The sequence below is a fragment of the Henriciella litoralis genome, from assembly GCF_002088935.1.
In the GTDB taxonomy this organism is placed as follows: Bacteria; Pseudomonadota; Alphaproteobacteria; order Caulobacterales; family Hyphomonadaceae; genus Henriciella; species Henriciella litoralis.
Genome location: NZ_NCSS01000006.1, coordinates 2,976,804 through 2,993,632, shown reverse-complemented (window position 1 = coordinate 2,993,632; position 16,829 = coordinate 2,976,804). Strand labels below are relative to the sequence as shown.

Genomic DNA, 16,829 nt, shown 5'->3' with positions numbered 1-16,829 from the left:
CTAATTCAATACAGGAAACGCCATGGATCTTTCACTTGATGGAAAGATAATTCTTGTCGCCGGTGCCAGTCGTGGCATCGGTCTCGGAATTGTTGAAAGCTGCCTCAACGAAGGCGCACACCTTGTCATGACGGCCCGCGGGGTCGAAAAGCTCAAATCAGAGCATGATCGGCTTGCCGATATCTTCGGAAGCGACAAGCTTTCAATGTTTGCCGGGGACATGTGTGACAGCGAAACTGTCGAACGCATTATCGACAGCGTGGAAACCGACATTGGGCCTATCTTTGGCGCCGTTGCGAATGTTGGCCTTCACCCCTGCCCGCCCGGGTTCGAGGTTGATGACGAAACCTGGTCGGCTGGCATGAATCAAAACCTGGATTCCGGGTTCTGTTTCGCCCGTTCGGTGCTGCGAAGGCAGGTAGAACGGCAAGAAGGCTCGCTGCTCTTCATCAGTTCGATTGCGGGGATCGGCGCACTTGGCACCGTTCTGACCTATGGAACCGCAAAGGCAGCGATGAACCATCTCGCCAAGGAGCTCGCCCGTCTGGTCGGCAAGTCGAATGTCCGGGTCAATGCTCTGGCACCAGGTAACATTATCTTTCCGGACGGCACTTGGCAGGAGCGGATGGATGGCGATCGCAAGGATGCGTGGACACGGTGGATCAACCGTGAAGTTCCAATGCAACGCTTCGGCACGCCTGAGGAGATCGGCTCGGTTGCAGCGTTTCTGCTAAGCCCGCGCGCAAGCTTTCTGACCGGCGCGATCATCCCTGTCGATGGCGGGCAAACGCGGTAACTGACGTCTATGGTCACAGATTCGATTGCAGAGCTGGCAATGCCCGTGCGCAACTGAACATTTCGGATACGAGTTTGCATGAGTCTGACAACACCACACTGAGCGTTCGGATAACAGAGACGGGTATTGTCACACGAATGCGAAGGGCTCTGTAGACCGCATCGCCGAGGCACGGTAGCCAACCCAATGGCAATCACTTTTCTCCTGGGAGGGGCGCGATCTGGCAAGAGCCGGCGGGCGCAAGAACTAGCCGAGCAGGTCTCGCCCGACCGTACCTTTATTGCGACTGCTGAGGCGCTCGATGATGAGATGGGACGCAGAATTGCCCGGCATCAGGCAGACCGAGGGACCGGTTGGCAAACCGTCGAAGCGCCACTCGATCTGGTTGCGGCGCTTGGCAGCGCCCCCCTTGAAGACGCAATCCTTGTCGATTGCCTGACCCTGTGGCTATCCAATTTGATGCATCATGAGCGGGATGTGGATGCCGAAAGCGAGAGCCTCTGTGCGGCCCTTGAGATGATGACGCAGCCAGTGTTCCTCGTTTCCAACGAAGTCGGGCTTGGACTAGTACCTGAAACCAAGCTCGGCCGGGCCTTCCGGGATGCGCAGGGGCGGCTCAATCAGCGTGTTGCCTCGGTCTGCGACGTGGTCGAATTCGTGGCTGCCGGCTTGCCGCTGCGCCTCAAGGGCTGAGAGCGGCCACCAGGCGGTCTTCGGACTCTGCGTTCTCTGGAAGACCGATCCGGACGAGCCGGTCAGTCCAGGCGAACCGGCGCACATAGATCCCCGCCTGGGCAAGCTTTTCCCAAAAGGCGCTCGCATTGTCTGTCTCGACAAGACGAAAGAGGTCCGTTCCGCCGACGACCTTGATGTCTCGTGATCGAAGAATGGTGTCCAGACGCCACCTGGCTTCGGCAAGTTTGTGACGGGTGCCGTCTTGCCAGGCCTGGTCGTTGCAGGCTTGAGCGCCGATGTGGAGAGCTGGACCCGATACTGGCCAAATGCCGAGCAGATTTCGCATTGCTGCGCGAACAGGTTCAGGCGCCAATACCGCCCCGAGCCGAAGGCCTGCCAAGCCGAAGAACTTGCCGAAGGAGCGCAAGATGATCAGCCCGTCTGCCCCACCAGAAGGCGCGAGGCTCAAGCCGGGCTCAAGATCGGCATAGGCTTCGTCGACGATAAGCCATCCGCCCCGATCAGCTAGATTGCCAGCTGTCTTCAACAGGACGTCGGGCTCGAAGTGGCGCCCATCCGGATTGTTGGGATTGCAGATAACAATGGCATCGACCTGGCCGCCTATGTGTAGTGGATCGGAGGTTTCGATAACCTCGATATCGGCCCGGCGCCATGCAGCTACATGATCGCCATAGGTTGGAGACAGGATGGCTATTGTCTTCGGACTGATCAGAAGCGGCAGCAGGCGGATCAACAGTTCGCTGCCCGGAGCAAGCACGAAACTCTCTGCTGGCGCCTGCAGGCTTCCAGCGATGGCATGGCGGCATGCCTCATAGGCGTCGTGGGTTGGCAGGTGGCGAAAGGACGCGTTCGGAATGGCGCCAATCGGATAGGCCCAGGGGTTGATCCCGGTCGACAGGTCGATCCATGGCTCGGGCGCATTTGGGAAGGCCGCGCGCATCCGGTCAAGCGCGCCGCCGTGGAGTAGATCCTGTGTCACAAGCCCTCCTGCATCAGGGCAAAGCCAGTCAACAGCAGCGCAGCCCCCATCAGTGCGAGGATGTAGAGGCGTAACGCTCGCCTAATATCTACGCTACCGGGGTCACGCGCATCTGGATTGAGCCACGGCTCTTCGCTGCGCCTGTCGCCGTAGAGACGCGGACCTGAAAGACGAACCCCAAGAGCGCCCGCCATCGCCGCTTCCGGCCAGCCAGCATTTGGGGAGCGATGTCTCTTGGCATCTCGAACCATGATACGGTGCGCTGAAAGCTCTGCTGAGGCGATGCCAATGAGTAGCCCTGTCAATCGCGCAGGTACGATGTTGGCGACATCGTCGAGGCGTGCGGCAAAGCCCCCAAAGGCTGCGTGACGCTCGTTTCGATGACCGATGACCGAATCCAGAGTGTTTATGGCTTTGTAGGCGGCAATGCCCGGAAGGCCGAAGATCGCGCCCCAGAACAGCGGGGCGATGACACCATCAGACGCATTCTCGGCAAGGCTTTCAATCGAGGCGCGCGCAATGCCTGCCTTATCCAGTTGCGCAGGATCGCGGCCCACGATGAGCGACACCGCCTTTCGCGCCGCGCACAGGTCGCTGGCTAACAGCGGCGCCGCGACACTTGCGACATGCTGGTAGAGGCTACGAGACGCGAGCAGACTGGACGCAATCGCTGCCTGAATCGCGAAACCCATCCAGCTGTCAGAAAGGGCATGCGCAACCAGAAGAGCCAATGCTGTGGCAAGCGCTATAGCCAACAGGCTGGCCAGCGCGCCACATAAGTACCGGACCCAATGCGGAAAGCCCGGCCTGTTGAGGCCCCTTTCGAACCAGCCAATCAGCGCACCAAACCAGACAACCGGGTGGCGCACGCGCCGGTAGAGCCAGCCTGGCCAGCCAAAAGCTGCCTCGATTGCCCAGGCAGCCAGCATGAGCAGCGCGGCCGTCACGCTGACGCCGGTCGCCAGCCCGGCTGCTGGGCCATCGCAAAGATACCGTCAGTGTCAACGCTCGCTTCAACCCCATCTGCCAGCTCGTCGAGTGCGCCCTCAATAGACGCCGCATAGCTGAACCCGGCATCGGCTATGCCGTCAGCGCGCCCCAGCCATTCGCGGCGAAAAACATCGCTCGAGAAAGCACCATGCAGATAGGTGCCCTCGATGTGCCCAGTCGCCGACCGCGCACCATCGGGCGCGCCTGACAGGTCGAACATGGGGCGTCCCGTATCCGGACCGCTTGTTTGCCCGGTGTGGATTTCGTAGCCATTCACTGGCGCCGAGGTTTGAGCGCAACGAGCGGTCGCGGGCGCGACCTGTTTGTGACTCGTCATCCTCGTTTCGACGTCAAGCAAGCCAAGACCGGGCGCCTCTCCGGTTTCACCATCTACGCCGTTCGGGTCGGCAATATGGTTGCCGAGCATTTGATAACCACCGCAAATACCCAGCACACGGCCGCCGGCACGGGCGTGGGCGATGATGTCGTGGTCCCAGCCCTGCTCACGCAGAAAGGCGAGATCACCAAGTGTGGACTTCGTGCCGAACAGGATAATGATGTCGACGTCGCGAGGAATCGGTTTGCCTGGCCGCACCCATTCGAACTCCACCCCGGCTTCCTGCCTAAGAGGATCGGCATCGTCGAAATTCGCCATGCGCGACAGCATCGGCGCGGCGATTTTCAGTTTGCCGCCCGAGGTCCTGACAGCCTGCTCCAGTGCGACGGCATCTTCTGCTGGAAGGTGAGCCGTGGCGCTCAGCCATGGGATCACGCCAAAACAGGGCCAACCGGTCTTCTCCTCGATCGCCTGAACGCCATCCTCGAAAAGCTCTGGGTCGCCCCTGAACTTGTTGACCAGAAAACCTGTGATCATGGCAGCATCGGCCGGGTCCAGCACGACTTTCGTACCGACGAGGCTCGCAATGACACCGCCCTTGTCGATATCGCCGATGAGGCAGACAGGGACGCCCGCTCGACGGGCAAACCCCATATTGGCAATGTCGCGCGCACGCAGATTTACCTCCGCAGGGCTCCCAGCCCCTTCAACAATCACAAGGTCATGGGCAGCCGTGAGTCGCTCAAAGCTTTCCATAACCCGATCCATCAGGTCGCCGCGGTGCGCCATATAATGGGCAGCGTCCATCGCCGCGATGGCCTTACCATGCACGACGAGCTGCGCGCGTCTGTCCGTCTCGGGCTTGAGCAGAACCGGATTGAAATCGACATGCGGGTCGAGGCCACAAGCAAGTGCCTGGAGCGCCTGGGCGCGGCCAATCTCGCCGCCGAATGCGCAGGCGGCCGCATTGTTGGACATGTTCTGCGGCTTGAACGGGGCAACGCTGAGGCCATGGCGCTTGGCGATTCGGCATAGCGCGGCTGTAAGGATCGACTTGCCGACATCAGAACCGGTGCCCTGGAGCATCAAGACTTTTGCCGTCATATGGTGCCTTCGATCTCCACCGACCGCCCATCTATCCGAGCTCGCACACCATAGACTTCAGCCATGCGCTCAGCTGTCAGCGTTTCCTCTGGTGAGCCGTCCGCCACGATTTCCGCTTGCTTCATCCAGACCATCCGGTCTGCATATCGTGCCGCCAGCGGAATGTCGTGCAACACGACGAGTGCGCCGCCGCCATTGTCGACGAACTGGCGCACCATATCCATGATCCTGAACTGGTGGCGAGGATCGAGTGCGGCCACCGGCTCATCAGCGACCAGAAGCGGCGCCTCGGCGGCAAAGGCGCGCGCGCAGTGAACCCGGGCCAGCTCACCACCAGACAGCGTATTGGTCTGGCGCTCGGCAAAAGCACCGAGGTCGCAGATGTCGATCGCACGGTTGACGGCATCCGCATCAGCTGCGTTCAGCCGGCCGGGGGCTGCGCCATAGGCGAAACGCCCAAGGGCAACGACATCGCGGACCGTATTCGGCCAGGCGAGGGGGCGCTGTTGAGGCAGATAGGCGACCTTGCGCGCGCGCTGCATCGGAGAAAGGCGTTCGCTGTCCGTACCGTCCAGGTGCGCTTCACCACCCGCTCGCGTCTCGATCCCGAGTGCTGAACGCAGCAAACTTGTCTTGCCAGCACCGTTGGGCCCTAGCAACGCGACGAGCTCTCCCTTCGCAAGCGATAGATTGGCCTCGCGGACAAGCGTGGCCTTGCCGGCCATGACGGTCAGATTTCGAGTGACGAGTTCAGCCATTGAGCGCGCGCCTCTGCATTGCAATCCAGACAAAAGCCGGCGCCCCGATCAGGGCCGCAACCACGCCGAGTTTCAGCTCGTTGGAGGTCGGCAACAAGCGGACACCAATATCGGCGAGCACAAGGATAAGCCCGGCCAGCAAGGCGGAAGGGATGAGCGAGCGGGCCGGGTCATGCTTCACAAAGGGCCGGATGATGTGCGGCGCGACAATGCCAATAAATCCAATCGCGCCGGCCAGGGCGACCGCGCCGCCGGTCGCCAGCCCCGCGCCCAGAACGGTCAGGATACGCTGATTTCGCAGGTTCAGGCCCACCCCGCTGGCTGCTTCCTCACCAAGTGTCAGCGCGGAGAGGCCGCGGCGTGAGGCGAGCAGGATCGCCGCCCCAACGATCAGGAAAGGGGCTGCGAACCCCACTTCCTCAAAGCTGCGATTGGCGACCGAGCCCAGCATCCAGTTGATCATGTCCGACAGGGAGAAGGGGTTGGGCGCGAGGTTCATAAGCAAGCTCATCGCCGCGCCGGCGAAGCTGGAGAGGCCGACACCGATCAGAATAAGAGTAACGACTGAGCGGGTCCGGATTGCGGCAAGGGCAATCAAGGCCGTTGCGGCGAGCGCGCCTGCAATCGCAGAAATCGGCAGGACCCAGGGCGACAGCACAGCCAACCCGTAATAGAGGGAGAATGTCGCAAACAGGGACGCAGAGGCGGACACGCCCAGCACGCCCGGCTCAGCCAGCGGATTTCGAAGCAGCCCCTGCAGGGCGGCGCCGCTAATCCCCAGCGCGGCGCCGGTTATGAAGGCCGCGATCGCTCTCGGCAGACGAATCTGCCAGACGACGAGGCGGTCGCCAATCTCCGCTCCGCCAACGAAAGCGGCAAGAACACGCTCCGCAGGCAGCGGCGTGGAACCCAGCAGGCAGGCCACAAAGACGGCGAGGAGCGAGGCAGCAACCAGTCCCGGAACGAGGAAACGCTGGATCACGATGCGCCTCCCTCGGCGAGCGCTTCGATGGCATCGAGGATGAACCAGCCGCCACAGGCCGTCCATGCACCTTTGAGCGGGACGACGGTCAATTCGTCCATCTGACGTTCTGCAACCGGGTGCTTCATCGGACTCCAGGAATCGGGATGGTTTGTCTTCTGCTCGAAAAAGGCGGCTGCGATCACGTCCGGCCGCTCATAGGCCAGCCGTTCGAGCGGAATGGAGCGCCAGCCGGGCTGCTCCTCAAAATTCTCGAAGCCGGCTGAGACCAGCATTTCGTGCACCATGGCGCCGGGCCCCGTCGTGACACCGGCAGGCGTGAGATAGAGCGCCGTTTCGCCGTTGGTTCGCTTGTCGATTGCAGCAAGACGCGCCCTGAAGTCAGTTACGAGTTGGCGGCCGCGTTCGCTCTGGCCAAGGCCATCGGCCATGTGCTGGATCAGATTCGGTATGGAGCCGACTTCCTCACTGTCGACATTCGACGTCCAACCTACAGTCAGAACCGGGACGCCAGCGCGTTCAAAGAAAGCTTCAGCATTCGGTCCACCGCCATAGGCACGAACGACCAGATCGGGTTTCAGGATAAGAACGTCCTCCGCGATGGGCCGCACGGTTGGAACGCCCACCGCTTCTTCGCGCATGTAGGAAAAGTCCTTCACGGCATCGGGAGAGATCGCGAGAACCTGCTCCTCGTCGGCAAGTTTCAGGACATATTGGTCGGCGCAATAATCGAGACTGACGATCCGCATCGGGCGGTCGCCATCTTTGACCTGCGGCGTGGGAGGATCACCGCAGGCAGCAAGTCCGAACCCGATGAAAGAAAGGATCGCCAGTCTCGACATGAACTGCACCTAGTACCGCAGCCGCAGGCCGACCGAGCCTGAAAGGCCGGGCGTGCCGTAGCCAAGGATCTGCTGATAATCCTCGTCGAACAGATTCTCGACGCGGCCATAGAGCTCGACGCTTTCATTGAGTTCGTAGCGCCCTGTCAGGTCGACACGGGTCCAGCCGTCCAGTGTCGTGCCGTTTGTATTGGCTTCATCGCCATTGTAGCGAACCAGCACCGCCCCGGAGAACGGGCCTTCCGGATCGACAGCGAGCGAAACATTGCCAGAATGTTGCGGCAGGCGGGCCAGCTCATTACCGTCGCCGTCTTCGGCATCGATGTATGTGTAGTTGCCGTTCACGCTGAGCCAGTCATTCAGGACATAGCCGCCAAACAACTCCACGCCCTTGCTCTCGACCAAGGCGATGTTGTCATAACCAGCCGTGTAGGAGAAATCGATCTGGTTCTCCGTGTCCTGATCGAAGTAGGTGATGCCGGCTTCGGCCCGTCCATCGACCGAACGCCATTCCACGCCGATGTCGAAGGCTTCGGATGTTTCGGGCTTTAGGTCGGCATTGGGCTCAGTCAGGCCGCAGAACGTACAGATATACGTGGACTGGAAGATGCTGGGCGCCTTGAAGCCCTGCCCCCAGCTTGAGCGAATGGTAACCTGTTCGGTCGGATTCCAAGCCGCTGCCAAGCGGGATGTCGTCTCAGATCCGAAGCGGCTGTCATCATCATTGCGAACGCCCGCTGTCAGCGTCAGAGAGTCGACAGGCTTGAATTCATACAGGGCGAACAGGCTGTCTGTATCAGCGTCCTCGCCATTGGCTGAGGTTTCTTCTCGCTCAGCGCCGACCGACAACGTGTTCATGTCGTTGATCTCGAACGTGCCCTGATACCGGAAGATCGCCCGGTCGCCCTCAGCGAAATAGCTTTGCGCCCCATTCGTGAAGTTCTCGCGGGTGATATCGGAGTAGCCGACGAGGAACAGGTTATCCAGACGATCGTCGAGCAGCGGCACTTCCAGCGATACATTACCGGACAAAGTCTCATTCTGCGTGACTTCATCGCCATCGGCGACGCTTCCCTGAGCCGCGCCGTTGAAGCTGTCATACTCGGACTCGGCATCGTTATAGAGAACACTTGCCTGCAGCCGCGCATCGCCTGGCAGGTTTAGCCCGCCCCTTGCAGACAGGGTGGTCGACTCGTAAGCGTCATCTTCCGTGTTGCCATTCTCTTCGTCGGCCTTGGAGATGCCGTCGGTCGAAATGCCAGACGCGGACAGCCGGAAATCGCCGGTCTCATTTGCGCCTTCCACGGAAGCGCCGCCACGCAGCGTGTTGAACGAGCCGTATTCGGCGAATGCCATGCCACCGAAACCATCGTCGGGCTGTTTAGTCGTGATGGAAACCACGCCGCCAATGGCGTCTGAGCCCCAGAGCGTCGACTGCGGCCCTTTCAGAACCTCGATCCGATCAATATTCGCGGTGTCGAGATAGGCGAAGTTGAAGCTGCCATCTGTCGTCGAAGGATCGCCAACCGGGACGCCGTCTATGAGGACAAGTGTCTGCCCTGACGAGGCCCCACGGATGCGGACGCTCGCTGAACCGCCAAAGGTGCCGTTCTGATTTATCGTGACGCCGGGCGCTGTGGCCACTGCGTCGAGTGCGAAGTCGAGGTCGAGCTTTTCAAGATCTTCAGCAGAGATGATGCTGACGCTGGACCCGACTTCTGTGGCTGTCTGGTCGAGGCGTGAGCCTTCGACAATGATCGGAGCTAGCTTGTTTTCTTCAGTATCCGATTGTTGCGCGAAACCCGGCATAGCAATGCCGATGGCCGCCGCGCTGAGCAGAGCCGTCTTATACATGGGTATTCCTCTCACAGCACCGCGCCGCCCGTGAAGACAGGTGCAATTCATAACGACAATATCTGACCCATGAGCCTATGGCTCATGCGGGCGGCCAGCCTGTTTTCAGGGTGTCGTTACAAAAGGAGAGGCATCAGCCTTCCCGCCCTCAGAGAACTTATCCCGGTCTCCGGACGAACGACGCGATGGCAGGTCTCCTGGCTCGCCGATCAATGCCTTTGGCCGCCTTCCCAGGGCATGTGCCCCAGTGGCTTGGTTGGCCATCAGCTCCTGGCTGACAGTTGCGGGTACAGCACCGGATTTACACCGGCTTCCCTCTTAGCCCCCTGTTAAGGGAGCACCATCTGAGGCGCTGGATGCTGCAAGTGCGAGAGATTGTCAATTGGGTTGCGGTTGGCGCTGTCAGTGTGCAACGCTGCGTGTGGTGAAGCGGTCGGAACGAGGGCAGCCCCCACTTCACAGTCGGATGGAATTCAAAGCAAGTGCGTTAGGTTGACGATATGCGAGCGAAAGCAATGACAGGTTTGGCCGCGGCCATTCTTATGGCGGCAAGTTGTGGACAGGGAACACCGGAAGCTGGAAACGCCCAACAGGCCGACGCCAGACCAGTTTCAGCGACATGGTCGCTCGATACCGCAGGGTCGAGCATTGCGTTCGCTTCAATCAAGGCAGGTGAATTGATTGAAAGCCATACTTTTGCAGGTCTTTCAGGACAGATTTCACCTGACGGCGAAGCCGAGATAGATATCCCGCTCGACAAGGTCGAAACCAAGATCGACCTGCGCAATGAGCGCATGCGAGAGATGTTCTTTGAGACCGGCACCTATCCCGTGGCCACGATAAATGCCTCCGTCGATCCGGAGGCTTTTGCCGATCTACCGGTCGGTGGCCGCACTAAGGCGGAGATCACGGGCGAGTTGTCGTTGCACGGCGTGGAGGCCCCGGTCTATGCCGATGTCTTCGTCACCCGGATTGGGGACGCCCGCATAGAGGTAGCGTCTGCAGAGCCCGTGGTGGTGAACGTGGCCGAATTTAATCTGGACAATGGGCTTGAGCGGTTGCGCGAAGTGGCTGGATTGCCCTCCATCACGCCGGCCTCACCCGTCACATTCACTTTTGTCTTCGAGGCCGAAGACGAGTGATCGCCACGCCAGGAGAGGTTTTCCAGAAAAACCGTGCCTTGCTCCAGAGAGTGTCTGGCGGCGGGTGGCCTTTCAGAAATCAATACCTCGCTGGGCCTTTATGCCTGCCTTGAAGGGGTGCTTCACCTCGGTCATCTCGCTGACGAGATCGGCATAATCGCAAAGCTCCGGCTTGGCATCGCGACCCGTAAGGATGACGCTGGTGCGATTGGAGCGGGCCTTCAGGGCCCCAAGCACTTTGTCGATGTCGAGATAGTCGTAACGCAGGGCGATATTTATCTCGTCCAGCACGATGAGATCATACTCACCGCTCTGCATCATTTCGGCGGCCCGGGCGAAAGCCGATTCGGCGGCCGCGACGTCACGGTCCCGGTCCTGGGTGTCCCAGGTGAAGCCTTCACCCATGGTGTGCCAGTCGATCTGGTCGTCGAACTTCATGAAGAACTGCTTCTCGCCAGTCACCCACTTTCCCTTGATGAACTGGACGACACCGACTTTCTGTTTCCAGCCGAGCGCACGAATGATGACACCGAAAGCCGAGCTTGACTTGCCCTTGCCATTGCCAGTGTGAACCAGGACGAGACCACGGCCCGGGTCGCGGGCTTCGGACGTTTTCTTCTTCTGCTCGGCCTGGAGGGCTTTCATCCTGTCGGTATGGGTCTGCTGAGTTGGCATGGAACGTCCTTTCAATAGATCAGAGTTACGAACCCGCCAAAGTCGATCCCCATGGCGTAGCCTGCGGCGGTCTCCTCTGCGGCGAGGGCTGCCTTGATGACGCCTGCATGCGTGACAATCAAGGTGTGACCGTCGTTGTTGCGATGATCGCGCAAGGCGTCCAGCGCGCGGGCACGCAACATGGCGACGCTTTCTCCGCCATGCGGGCGGGCATGCAGGAAGTCCGCCGCCCAGGCATCAATCTCGGCGCGCGGGATCTCGTTCCATAAACGGCCTTCCCACCGCCCGAAATCCATCTCACGGATGCGGTCATCTTCACTGAGCGGCCGGATTACGTGCGTGGCAATGCGCTCGGCCAGCCGCCGGCAGCGCGACAGAGGGCTGGTCAAGACAAGGTCGACTTCCGGCAGGCCGGGGAGGAGCGCGTCCACCTCCCTGACAAAACTCGCCGCCAGTGCGACATCGCTTACGCCATAGCAGGTGCCGGGTGCCACATCGACGCGGGTATGGCGCAGCAGCGTCAGAACCATACGAGCAGACCGAGATAGAAACCTGTCTCGCTGACCTGCTGGACTGCGCCCAGCGTGTCACCGGTATATCCGCCGAGTTTGGGCTCGAAGACCAGCCGCATGAGCACATGGCCGATGACAAGTCCGCCAAGCCCACAGAGTATGGCCGAGAAAGGCTGAAGGAGAGACCAGAAAGCGATGGTCAGCGCGCCGGTCAGACAGGCGACGCACAATGCGCCGAGAGACAGGCCCGCCGCGACCGGCTTGCCAGTGCCCTCCTCCCGCACATAGCGGCTGGTCGCGATGACCAGGACGGCGGAGAGCCGCGACAGGGCATGGCCGGCGACCAGCGCGACGATGACAACTGCGCCCGGCATGGCGGCCAGGGCAGCCGCCTTGAGAAGCAGGACAACGACCAGCGCCGCGGTGCCATAAGTGCCGATCCGGCTGTCCTTCATGATAAGGAGCGCTGTCTCACGCGTTAGTCCGCCGCCCACGCCGTCGAACGTGTCGGCCAGACCATCCTCATGGAACGCCCCGGTCAGGAGCAGGCCCACCCCGAGCGCGATGACGACGCTGACACCTGCTGGCAAGCCCAGCGATGCAAGCCAGAAGCCCCCCGCACACACGCCCCCGATCATCGCCCCAACCAGCGGATAGTAGGCAGGCGTACCTGCCATCCGCTCTGGCGTATAACCCGGCTCTATGGGCAGCGGGATGCGCGTGAGGAACTGGATGGCGAGGCCAAGCTTGGCGAGTTCGTCCTTCATGCCGGACCGCTGACGCCTGCGCTGTCGAAACTCGCCATGTCGCGCAACATCGCAGCCGCTGCCTGGATCAGTGGCCAGGCGAGCAGCGCGCCCGTGCCCTCGCCCAGACGCATATCGAGATCGAGGAGCGGTTTGGCGTCGAGCGCATCCAGCACGCAAGCGTGCCCAGCTTCAGCGGAGCGGTGGGCGTAGACAAAGCTGCGCTCGCAGCCTGGCACGATGTCTCGCGCGCAAAGGGCTGCAGCGGTTGCAATGAAGCCATCCACGATGACGATCTTTCCGGCTTCGGCCGCACCGAGCATGGCGCCCGCCATGGTGACAATCTCAAAGCCTCCATACTCCATTAGTGCTGTGTCTGCGTGGAGTTTCTCCGGTGTCCGCCCGGCGGCCGTTTCCAGCAACGCCTGTTTCTTCTGGAGTCCATCGCCGTCCAGACCGGTCCCGCGCCCGACAAGCGCTCCGACAGGAAAGCCCAGGATCTTCGCCGCCATAAGGCTTGCCGAGGACGTATTTCCAATCCCCATCTCACCGAAGCAGGCCGCGTGATGATCACCTTTGGCACCAATGACGCGTCCGTTGGCCAGCGCCTGGTCCCGTTCATCTCCTGTCATGGCCGGGCCGTTGATCGCATTTGCGGTCCCCGCCCCAATACGAAGCGAAAGAAGAGCGGGATGATCCATCGGCTCGCCCGCGACGCCGCAATCGACCACCTGCACATCGACGCCAAGCGTGCGAGCAAACACGTTCGCCGCCGCACCACCCGCGAGAAAGTTCGACACCATTTGCCGGGTGACATCCTGCGGGTAAGCAGACACCCCTGCCGCCGCCATGCCGTGGTCTCCGGCAAATATGGTGAGCTGGCAATTCGCTATGATGGGCAGAAGGGTGTTCTGGATTTTTGCAAGCTGGGCAGCCAATCCCTCAATCCGCCCAAGCGAACCAACCGGCTTGGTCTTGGAATCGAGGGCACGTTGGATCGATGTTTGAAAATCTTCGTTGGGCGTCGTCATCATGCCGCTCTATCGCCATGGTGGAGGCAGAGCCATACAGTTTTATCTCTGCCCCCGCACACGCGCGAACTAATGCTTCAAACCAAACACATTTTTTTCATCGGTCTGTAGCCCCCACGCGGCGCCTAACCGCTCCCAATTGCGAATTGGTGTCCGGTTTCCCGATCACGATGCGTGGAGAGGAGGAGAAGTCCCATGACGGGACGTTTTCGCCCCCTTCTACACAGGATGCCGACATGACCCGATACACCTTCCATCGCCCGCTGCGAACCGCGCTCCTTAGCAGCCTGTCTCTGGCCGGTCTTGCTTTGTCGCTGACTGCAGCCGCGCAGAACACCGCGCCGAACGACGATCCCGTCGTGTTCGTGCTGGACGGGTCCAACTCCATGTGGGGTCAGATCGACGGCGAGGCGAAGATTTCGTTGGCGCGCGGCGCGTTCGGCGACCTGTTGCCGCGCATTGAGGCGAGCCGCCCGGTGGGGCTTGTTGCCTACGGCCACCGCAAGCAGAGCGATTGCAGCGATATCGAAGTGATCGCCGAGCCCGGGACCGGCAATCGCGACACCATGATTGATGCAGTCGATGGCATCATTCCGCGCGGGCGCACGCCGATAACGAGCGCGCTACGCAAGTCTGCAGGCCTGCTGCCGGGCGATGGCCGAGGCTCAATCATCCTTGTCAGCGACGGGATCGAGACCTGCGGGGGTGACCCGTGCGCGCTGGCGGCAGAATTGAAGAAACAGAACATCGACCTCGTGGCCCATGTGGTCGGTGTCGACATCCGCAAACCGGCCGATAAGGCTGCACTGGCCTGCATCGCCGACCAGACCGGCGGCACCTATACCGATGTCGACAGTGCCAAGGACCTCGGCCCCGCTCTAGAGAAGACCGCCCAGGCCGCGCCGAAGACCGAACCGGCACCTGAGCCTGAACCTGTCGCACTTGACCCTGCTACGCTGGACGCGCCGGACGAAGCCGAACTTGGCACGCTGGTCGAGGTGGCCTGGACCGGCCCCGGAGGGGAGTTCGACAGGATCGGCGTCTATGCCCCTGGGGCGGATGTGCGCGACGCGCTGGTTTCGGGTCTGGTGTCCAAGGGCAATCCGCTGGAAGTGCGCATGCCGGGCACAGAAGGCGCGTATGAGCTGCGCTATGTCGCGAGCGATGGGGAAAGCGTGCTCGCCACCCGGCCGATCCTGCTCACCCCGGTGAAGGGCGCGATCGAGGCGCCGGACAGCGTGGAGGCGGGCTACGCCGTCCCTGTACGCTGGGCGACCGCTTTCGATCCTGCAACAGACTATGTGACCATCGTTGCAGCCGACGCCGCCGACGCCGAGTATGAGGTGTTTGAATACCTGACCGAAGAAGGCGTCATCCTGCGCGCGCCGGGCGAAGGCGGAGCCTACGAGATCCGTGTCGTGCGCGAGGCCGGTGATGTGAACACGGTCCAGGAACGCAAGGCGCTGACCATTGCGCCGTCGGCGGCCAGCATGGATGCCCCGTCCAGCGTGTCTGCCGGTGCCAGCTTCTCCGTCGTCGCGAGCGGCCCCGTCGTTTCGGATGGCGGCAGCGATGTCTATGTGACCATCACCGAGCCGGACGAAGGCGCGGGCAGCTATTCGCAGGGCTATGACTATGTCTACACGTCGGGCGACTCGGTGGCTCTCACGGCACCGGACGCGCCGGGAACCTACGAACTTCGCTATGTGATCGTGTCGAGCGTGCCTTATGTCATCGCGCGCCAGACGCTGACGGTGCAGTGATGCGGGTCGGCGTATTCCTCACGGCAGCGGCTGTTATGGGCGCGCTGCCGGTGGCGGCGGACGAGCCCAAGCCGACGGTGAGCACCTACCGTTCCGCCTTCCTCGCCCAGTGCGAAGAGCGGGGGGCAGACCAGCTCGCGGCATGTACCTGCGGTTTCGATGAATGGTCGCGTTCGCTGCCTGATCCCTCGGCGGAAGATGCGATGGCGGCCGCCCGGGTGATGTCAGAGCAGGTCAAGTCCCCTCGCGATTATGAGGTGAGCGTGACGGCGATGAGCGGGCTTACCGTCGCCATGCTCAACTGTGCATCCTCCGACCGGTATGGCGAGCTGGACAATGCCGACGAGATGATTGACCTGCTTGAGGAAGGCTCCGAGCCAATCAACAGCGGTGCTGTGGATTTCACCGGCATGCTTGAGGGCGCGGACGCGGATGCCGAAACGCCGCCTCCCGCGCGGCGGGGGAGTGCGGTCATCCTGGATGAGGATGGAGACCTGCTGCGCTCCGAACCGGCAAAGATCATCGATATGGACACGGTGGGCTGGGATGATTCCCTCTCCCGGATCGAGAAGGCCGGCCCGCTTGAAACGCCGTTGGCGGATTACCGGCAAGCCTTCATCCACCGGTGCACGGAGGTCGACAGGCTGGAGAGGGACGCTTGCGCGTGTGCCTGGGACGGGCTTGTCGCTGCGGCCGATGGCGCCGACGGGGCAAAGGAGCGGATGGCGGCGTACACAGCTGTCGCCACCGACATCGACTACGAAGCCTTCGATCCGGCGCTGGTGTCAGAAGCGATGGAGGTATTCGCCGTCTACGCTGCCAACCGCCAGGCGTGTTTTCCGATCCCGGATGTTTCCGTGCCCGAGGAGTGACGCAGGCGGCCTCGGTCATGGCCGGGGCGGGGACGCATGCGGAGCAAGAGAAAGCCAGCCCGTTGGGCTGGCTTTCATGCGTTTCGGAGCGGGCGGTTCGGGTTCAGAATTTGATCTTGACGATCTTCATGCCCGGCTCTTTCGAGGCGGTGGTGAACCGGTCGAGCTGGGCGTTGACGCTCTCGGGCTTGAAATCGACAAAGCAGGTCGGGTTCATCGGTGTGTCGCCAATTTCGGACGCAGGTCGTTCAGCGCGGACTTTCGCGACGAAAGCCTCCTTGGCGGGGACCTTGAAGTCCGACGATCGGGCCGGGATCTGCACTTCCGTGGCCTTCGCGATATACCAGACCTCACCGGTCGAATTGCGCAGATAGCAGGCGGCCTGCATGGCGACGGTGACATCGTCAGAGGTGCGCGGCCTGGATGTCGAATAGGTCACGGCTGGTGCAGGTGCTTCAGCGGCGGGTTTGGAAGGTGTGCCCTCCGCGGGAGGGTTTTCAGAACCGCAGGCGGCGAGCATGAGGGCGGCGGTGGCCAGAACGGATTTGGTCGTGTGCTTGAACATATTGTCTCCTGTTCGTTTGAACCGGAACCCCGGACGCTGTGCGTGGGCATCCCTGCATCCTCCCACGCAGCCCCCCAGCAAAAGCGGACGCCCTGCGCGCCAAACCTGAACCACTCTTTACGATTGCGATCACCCAGTGTTCATGTGTGATGGTGGACAAACCAGCTGAATCTGTTTGGATTCAC

17 protein-coding genes and 1 riboswitch are annotated in these 16,829 nt (G+C 61.5%); of the genes, 5 read left to right on the top strand and 12 right to left on the bottom strand.

Annotated features, from left to right (window positions below):
* Nucleotides 1-22 precede the first annotated feature (22 nt).
* Complete coding sequence (locus B8783_RS18045; RefSeq protein WP_084421789.1) at nt 23-796, top strand: SDR family NAD(P)-dependent oxidoreductase; 774 nt, start codon at nt 23-25, stop codon at nt 794-796.
* A gap of 186 nt (nt 797-982) precedes the next feature.
* Complete coding sequence (gene cobU, locus B8783_RS18040) at nt 983-1,489, top strand: bifunctional adenosylcobinamide kinase/adenosylcobinamide-phosphate guanylyltransferase (RefSeq protein WP_084421787.1); 507 nt, start codon at nt 983-985, stop codon at nt 1,487-1,489.
* On the opposite strand, the gene cobD is transcribed toward cobU, so the two are convergent.
* From cobD to B8783_RS18005, 7 genes are read right to left on the bottom strand one after another with little or no spacing between them, the layout of a single operon-like run.
* Complete coding sequence (cobD, locus tag B8783_RS18035) at nt 1,479-2,471, bottom strand: threonine-phosphate decarboxylase CobD (protein WP_084421780.1); 993 nt, start codon at nt 2,469-2,471, stop codon at nt 1,479-1,481. The genes cobU and cobD overlap by 11 nt on opposite strands.
* Nucleotides 2,468-3,418: an adenosylcobinamide-phosphate synthase CbiB gene (gene cbiB, locus B8783_RS18030; protein ID WP_233355860.1), complete on the bottom strand. Its 951-nt coding sequence runs from the start codon at nt 3,416-3,418 to the stop codon at nt 2,468-2,470. The genes cobD and cbiB overlap by 4 nt, the downstream gene beginning before the upstream one ends.
* Nucleotides 3,415-4,902, bottom strand: coding sequence for a cobyric acid synthase (locus B8783_RS18025; protein WP_084421778.1), 1,488 nt, complete (start codon nt 4,900-4,902; stop codon nt 3,415-3,417). Before B8783_RS18025 ends, cbiB begins: the two co-directional genes overlap by 4 nt.
* Complete coding sequence (locus B8783_RS18020) at nt 4,899-5,660, bottom strand: ABC transporter ATP-binding protein (protein ID WP_084421776.1); 762 nt, start codon at nt 5,658-5,660, stop codon at nt 4,899-4,901. The genes B8783_RS18025 and B8783_RS18020 overlap by 4 nt, the downstream gene beginning before the upstream one ends.
* Nucleotides 5,653-6,642 (bottom strand): FecCD family ABC transporter permease, encoded by a 990-nt coding sequence (locus B8783_RS18015; RefSeq protein WP_233355859.1) that lies wholly within the window; start codon nt 6,640-6,642, stop codon nt 5,653-5,655. Before B8783_RS18015 ends, B8783_RS18020 begins: the two co-directional genes overlap by 8 nt.
* Nucleotides 6,639-7,484 carry an ABC transporter substrate-binding protein gene (locus B8783_RS18010; RefSeq protein WP_084422183.1) on the bottom strand — a complete coding sequence of 282 codons (846 nt, stop codon included), beginning with the start codon at nt 7,482-7,484 and terminating at the stop codon, nt 6,639-6,641. Before B8783_RS18010 ends, B8783_RS18015 begins: the two co-directional genes overlap by 4 nt.
* 9 nt (nt 7,485-7,493) lie before the next feature.
* Complete coding sequence (locus B8783_RS18005; protein WP_084421772.1) at nt 7,494-9,338, bottom strand: TonB-dependent receptor plug domain-containing protein; 1,845 nt, start codon at nt 9,336-9,338, stop codon at nt 7,494-7,496.
* Between the two features lie 171 nt (nt 9,339-9,509).
* Nucleotides 9,510-9,698: riboswitch (cobalamin riboswitch) on the bottom strand.
* Nucleotides 9,699-9,853: 155 nt separating this feature from the next.
* Here B8783_RS18005 and B8783_RS18000 point away from each other — a divergent pair.
* A complete protein-coding gene (locus tag B8783_RS18000) occupies nt 9,854-10,480 on the top strand; it encodes a YceI family protein (RefSeq protein ID WP_169711856.1) in 627 nt (208 codons plus the stop codon).
* A gap of 72 nt (nt 10,481-10,552) precedes the next feature.
* Here the strand turns inward: B8783_RS18000 and cobO are convergent, their stop codons facing one another.
* From cobO to cobT, 4 genes are read right to left on the bottom strand one after another with little or no spacing between them, the layout of a single operon-like run.
* Nucleotides 10,553-11,155 carry a cob(I)yrinic acid a,c-diamide adenosyltransferase gene (cobO, locus tag B8783_RS17995; protein ID WP_084421769.1) on the bottom strand — a complete coding sequence of 201 codons (603 nt, stop codon included), beginning with the start codon at nt 11,153-11,155 and terminating at the stop codon, nt 10,553-10,555.
* Nucleotides 11,156-11,166: 11 nt separating this feature from the next.
* Nucleotides 11,167-11,685, bottom strand: coding sequence for an alpha-ribazole phosphatase (gene cobC / locus B8783_RS17990; RefSeq protein ID WP_084421767.1), 519 nt, complete (start codon nt 11,683-11,685; stop codon nt 11,167-11,169).
* Nucleotides 11,676-12,434: an adenosylcobinamide-GDP ribazoletransferase gene (gene cobS, locus B8783_RS17985; protein WP_084421765.1), complete on the bottom strand. Its 759-nt coding sequence runs from the start codon at nt 12,432-12,434 to the stop codon at nt 11,676-11,678. Before cobS ends, cobC begins: the two co-directional genes overlap by 10 nt.
* On the bottom strand, nt 12,431-13,447 hold the full coding sequence (gene cobT, locus B8783_RS17980; RefSeq protein WP_084422182.1) for a nicotinate-nucleotide--dimethylbenzimidazole phosphoribosyltransferase: 1,017 nt from the start codon (nt 13,445-13,447) through the stop codon (nt 12,431-12,433). Before cobT ends, cobS begins: the two co-directional genes overlap by 4 nt.
* Before the next feature lie 233 nt (nt 13,448-13,680).
* Here cobT and B8783_RS17975 point away from each other — a divergent pair, with 233 nt between their 5' ends.
* The gene (locus B8783_RS17975; protein ID WP_169711855.1) at nt 13,681-15,207 is read left to right on the top strand and encodes a vWA domain-containing protein; all 1,527 of its coding nucleotides are present in this window, start codon (nt 13,681-13,683) and stop codon (nt 15,205-15,207) included.
* Entirely contained in the window at nt 15,207-16,079 is an 873-nt protein-coding gene (locus B8783_RS17970; RefSeq protein WP_084421761.1) for a hypothetical protein, read from the top strand. Before B8783_RS17975 ends, B8783_RS17970 begins: the two co-directional genes overlap by 1 nt.
* Nucleotides 16,080-16,182: 103 nt before the next feature.
* Here B8783_RS17970 and B8783_RS17965 read toward each other — a convergent pair whose 3' ends face one another.
* Nucleotides 16,183-16,644 (bottom strand): hypothetical protein, encoded by a 462-nt coding sequence (locus tag B8783_RS17965; RefSeq protein WP_084421759.1) that lies wholly within the window; start codon nt 16,642-16,644, stop codon nt 16,183-16,185.
* Nucleotides 16,645-16,829: the final 185 nt, after the last annotated feature.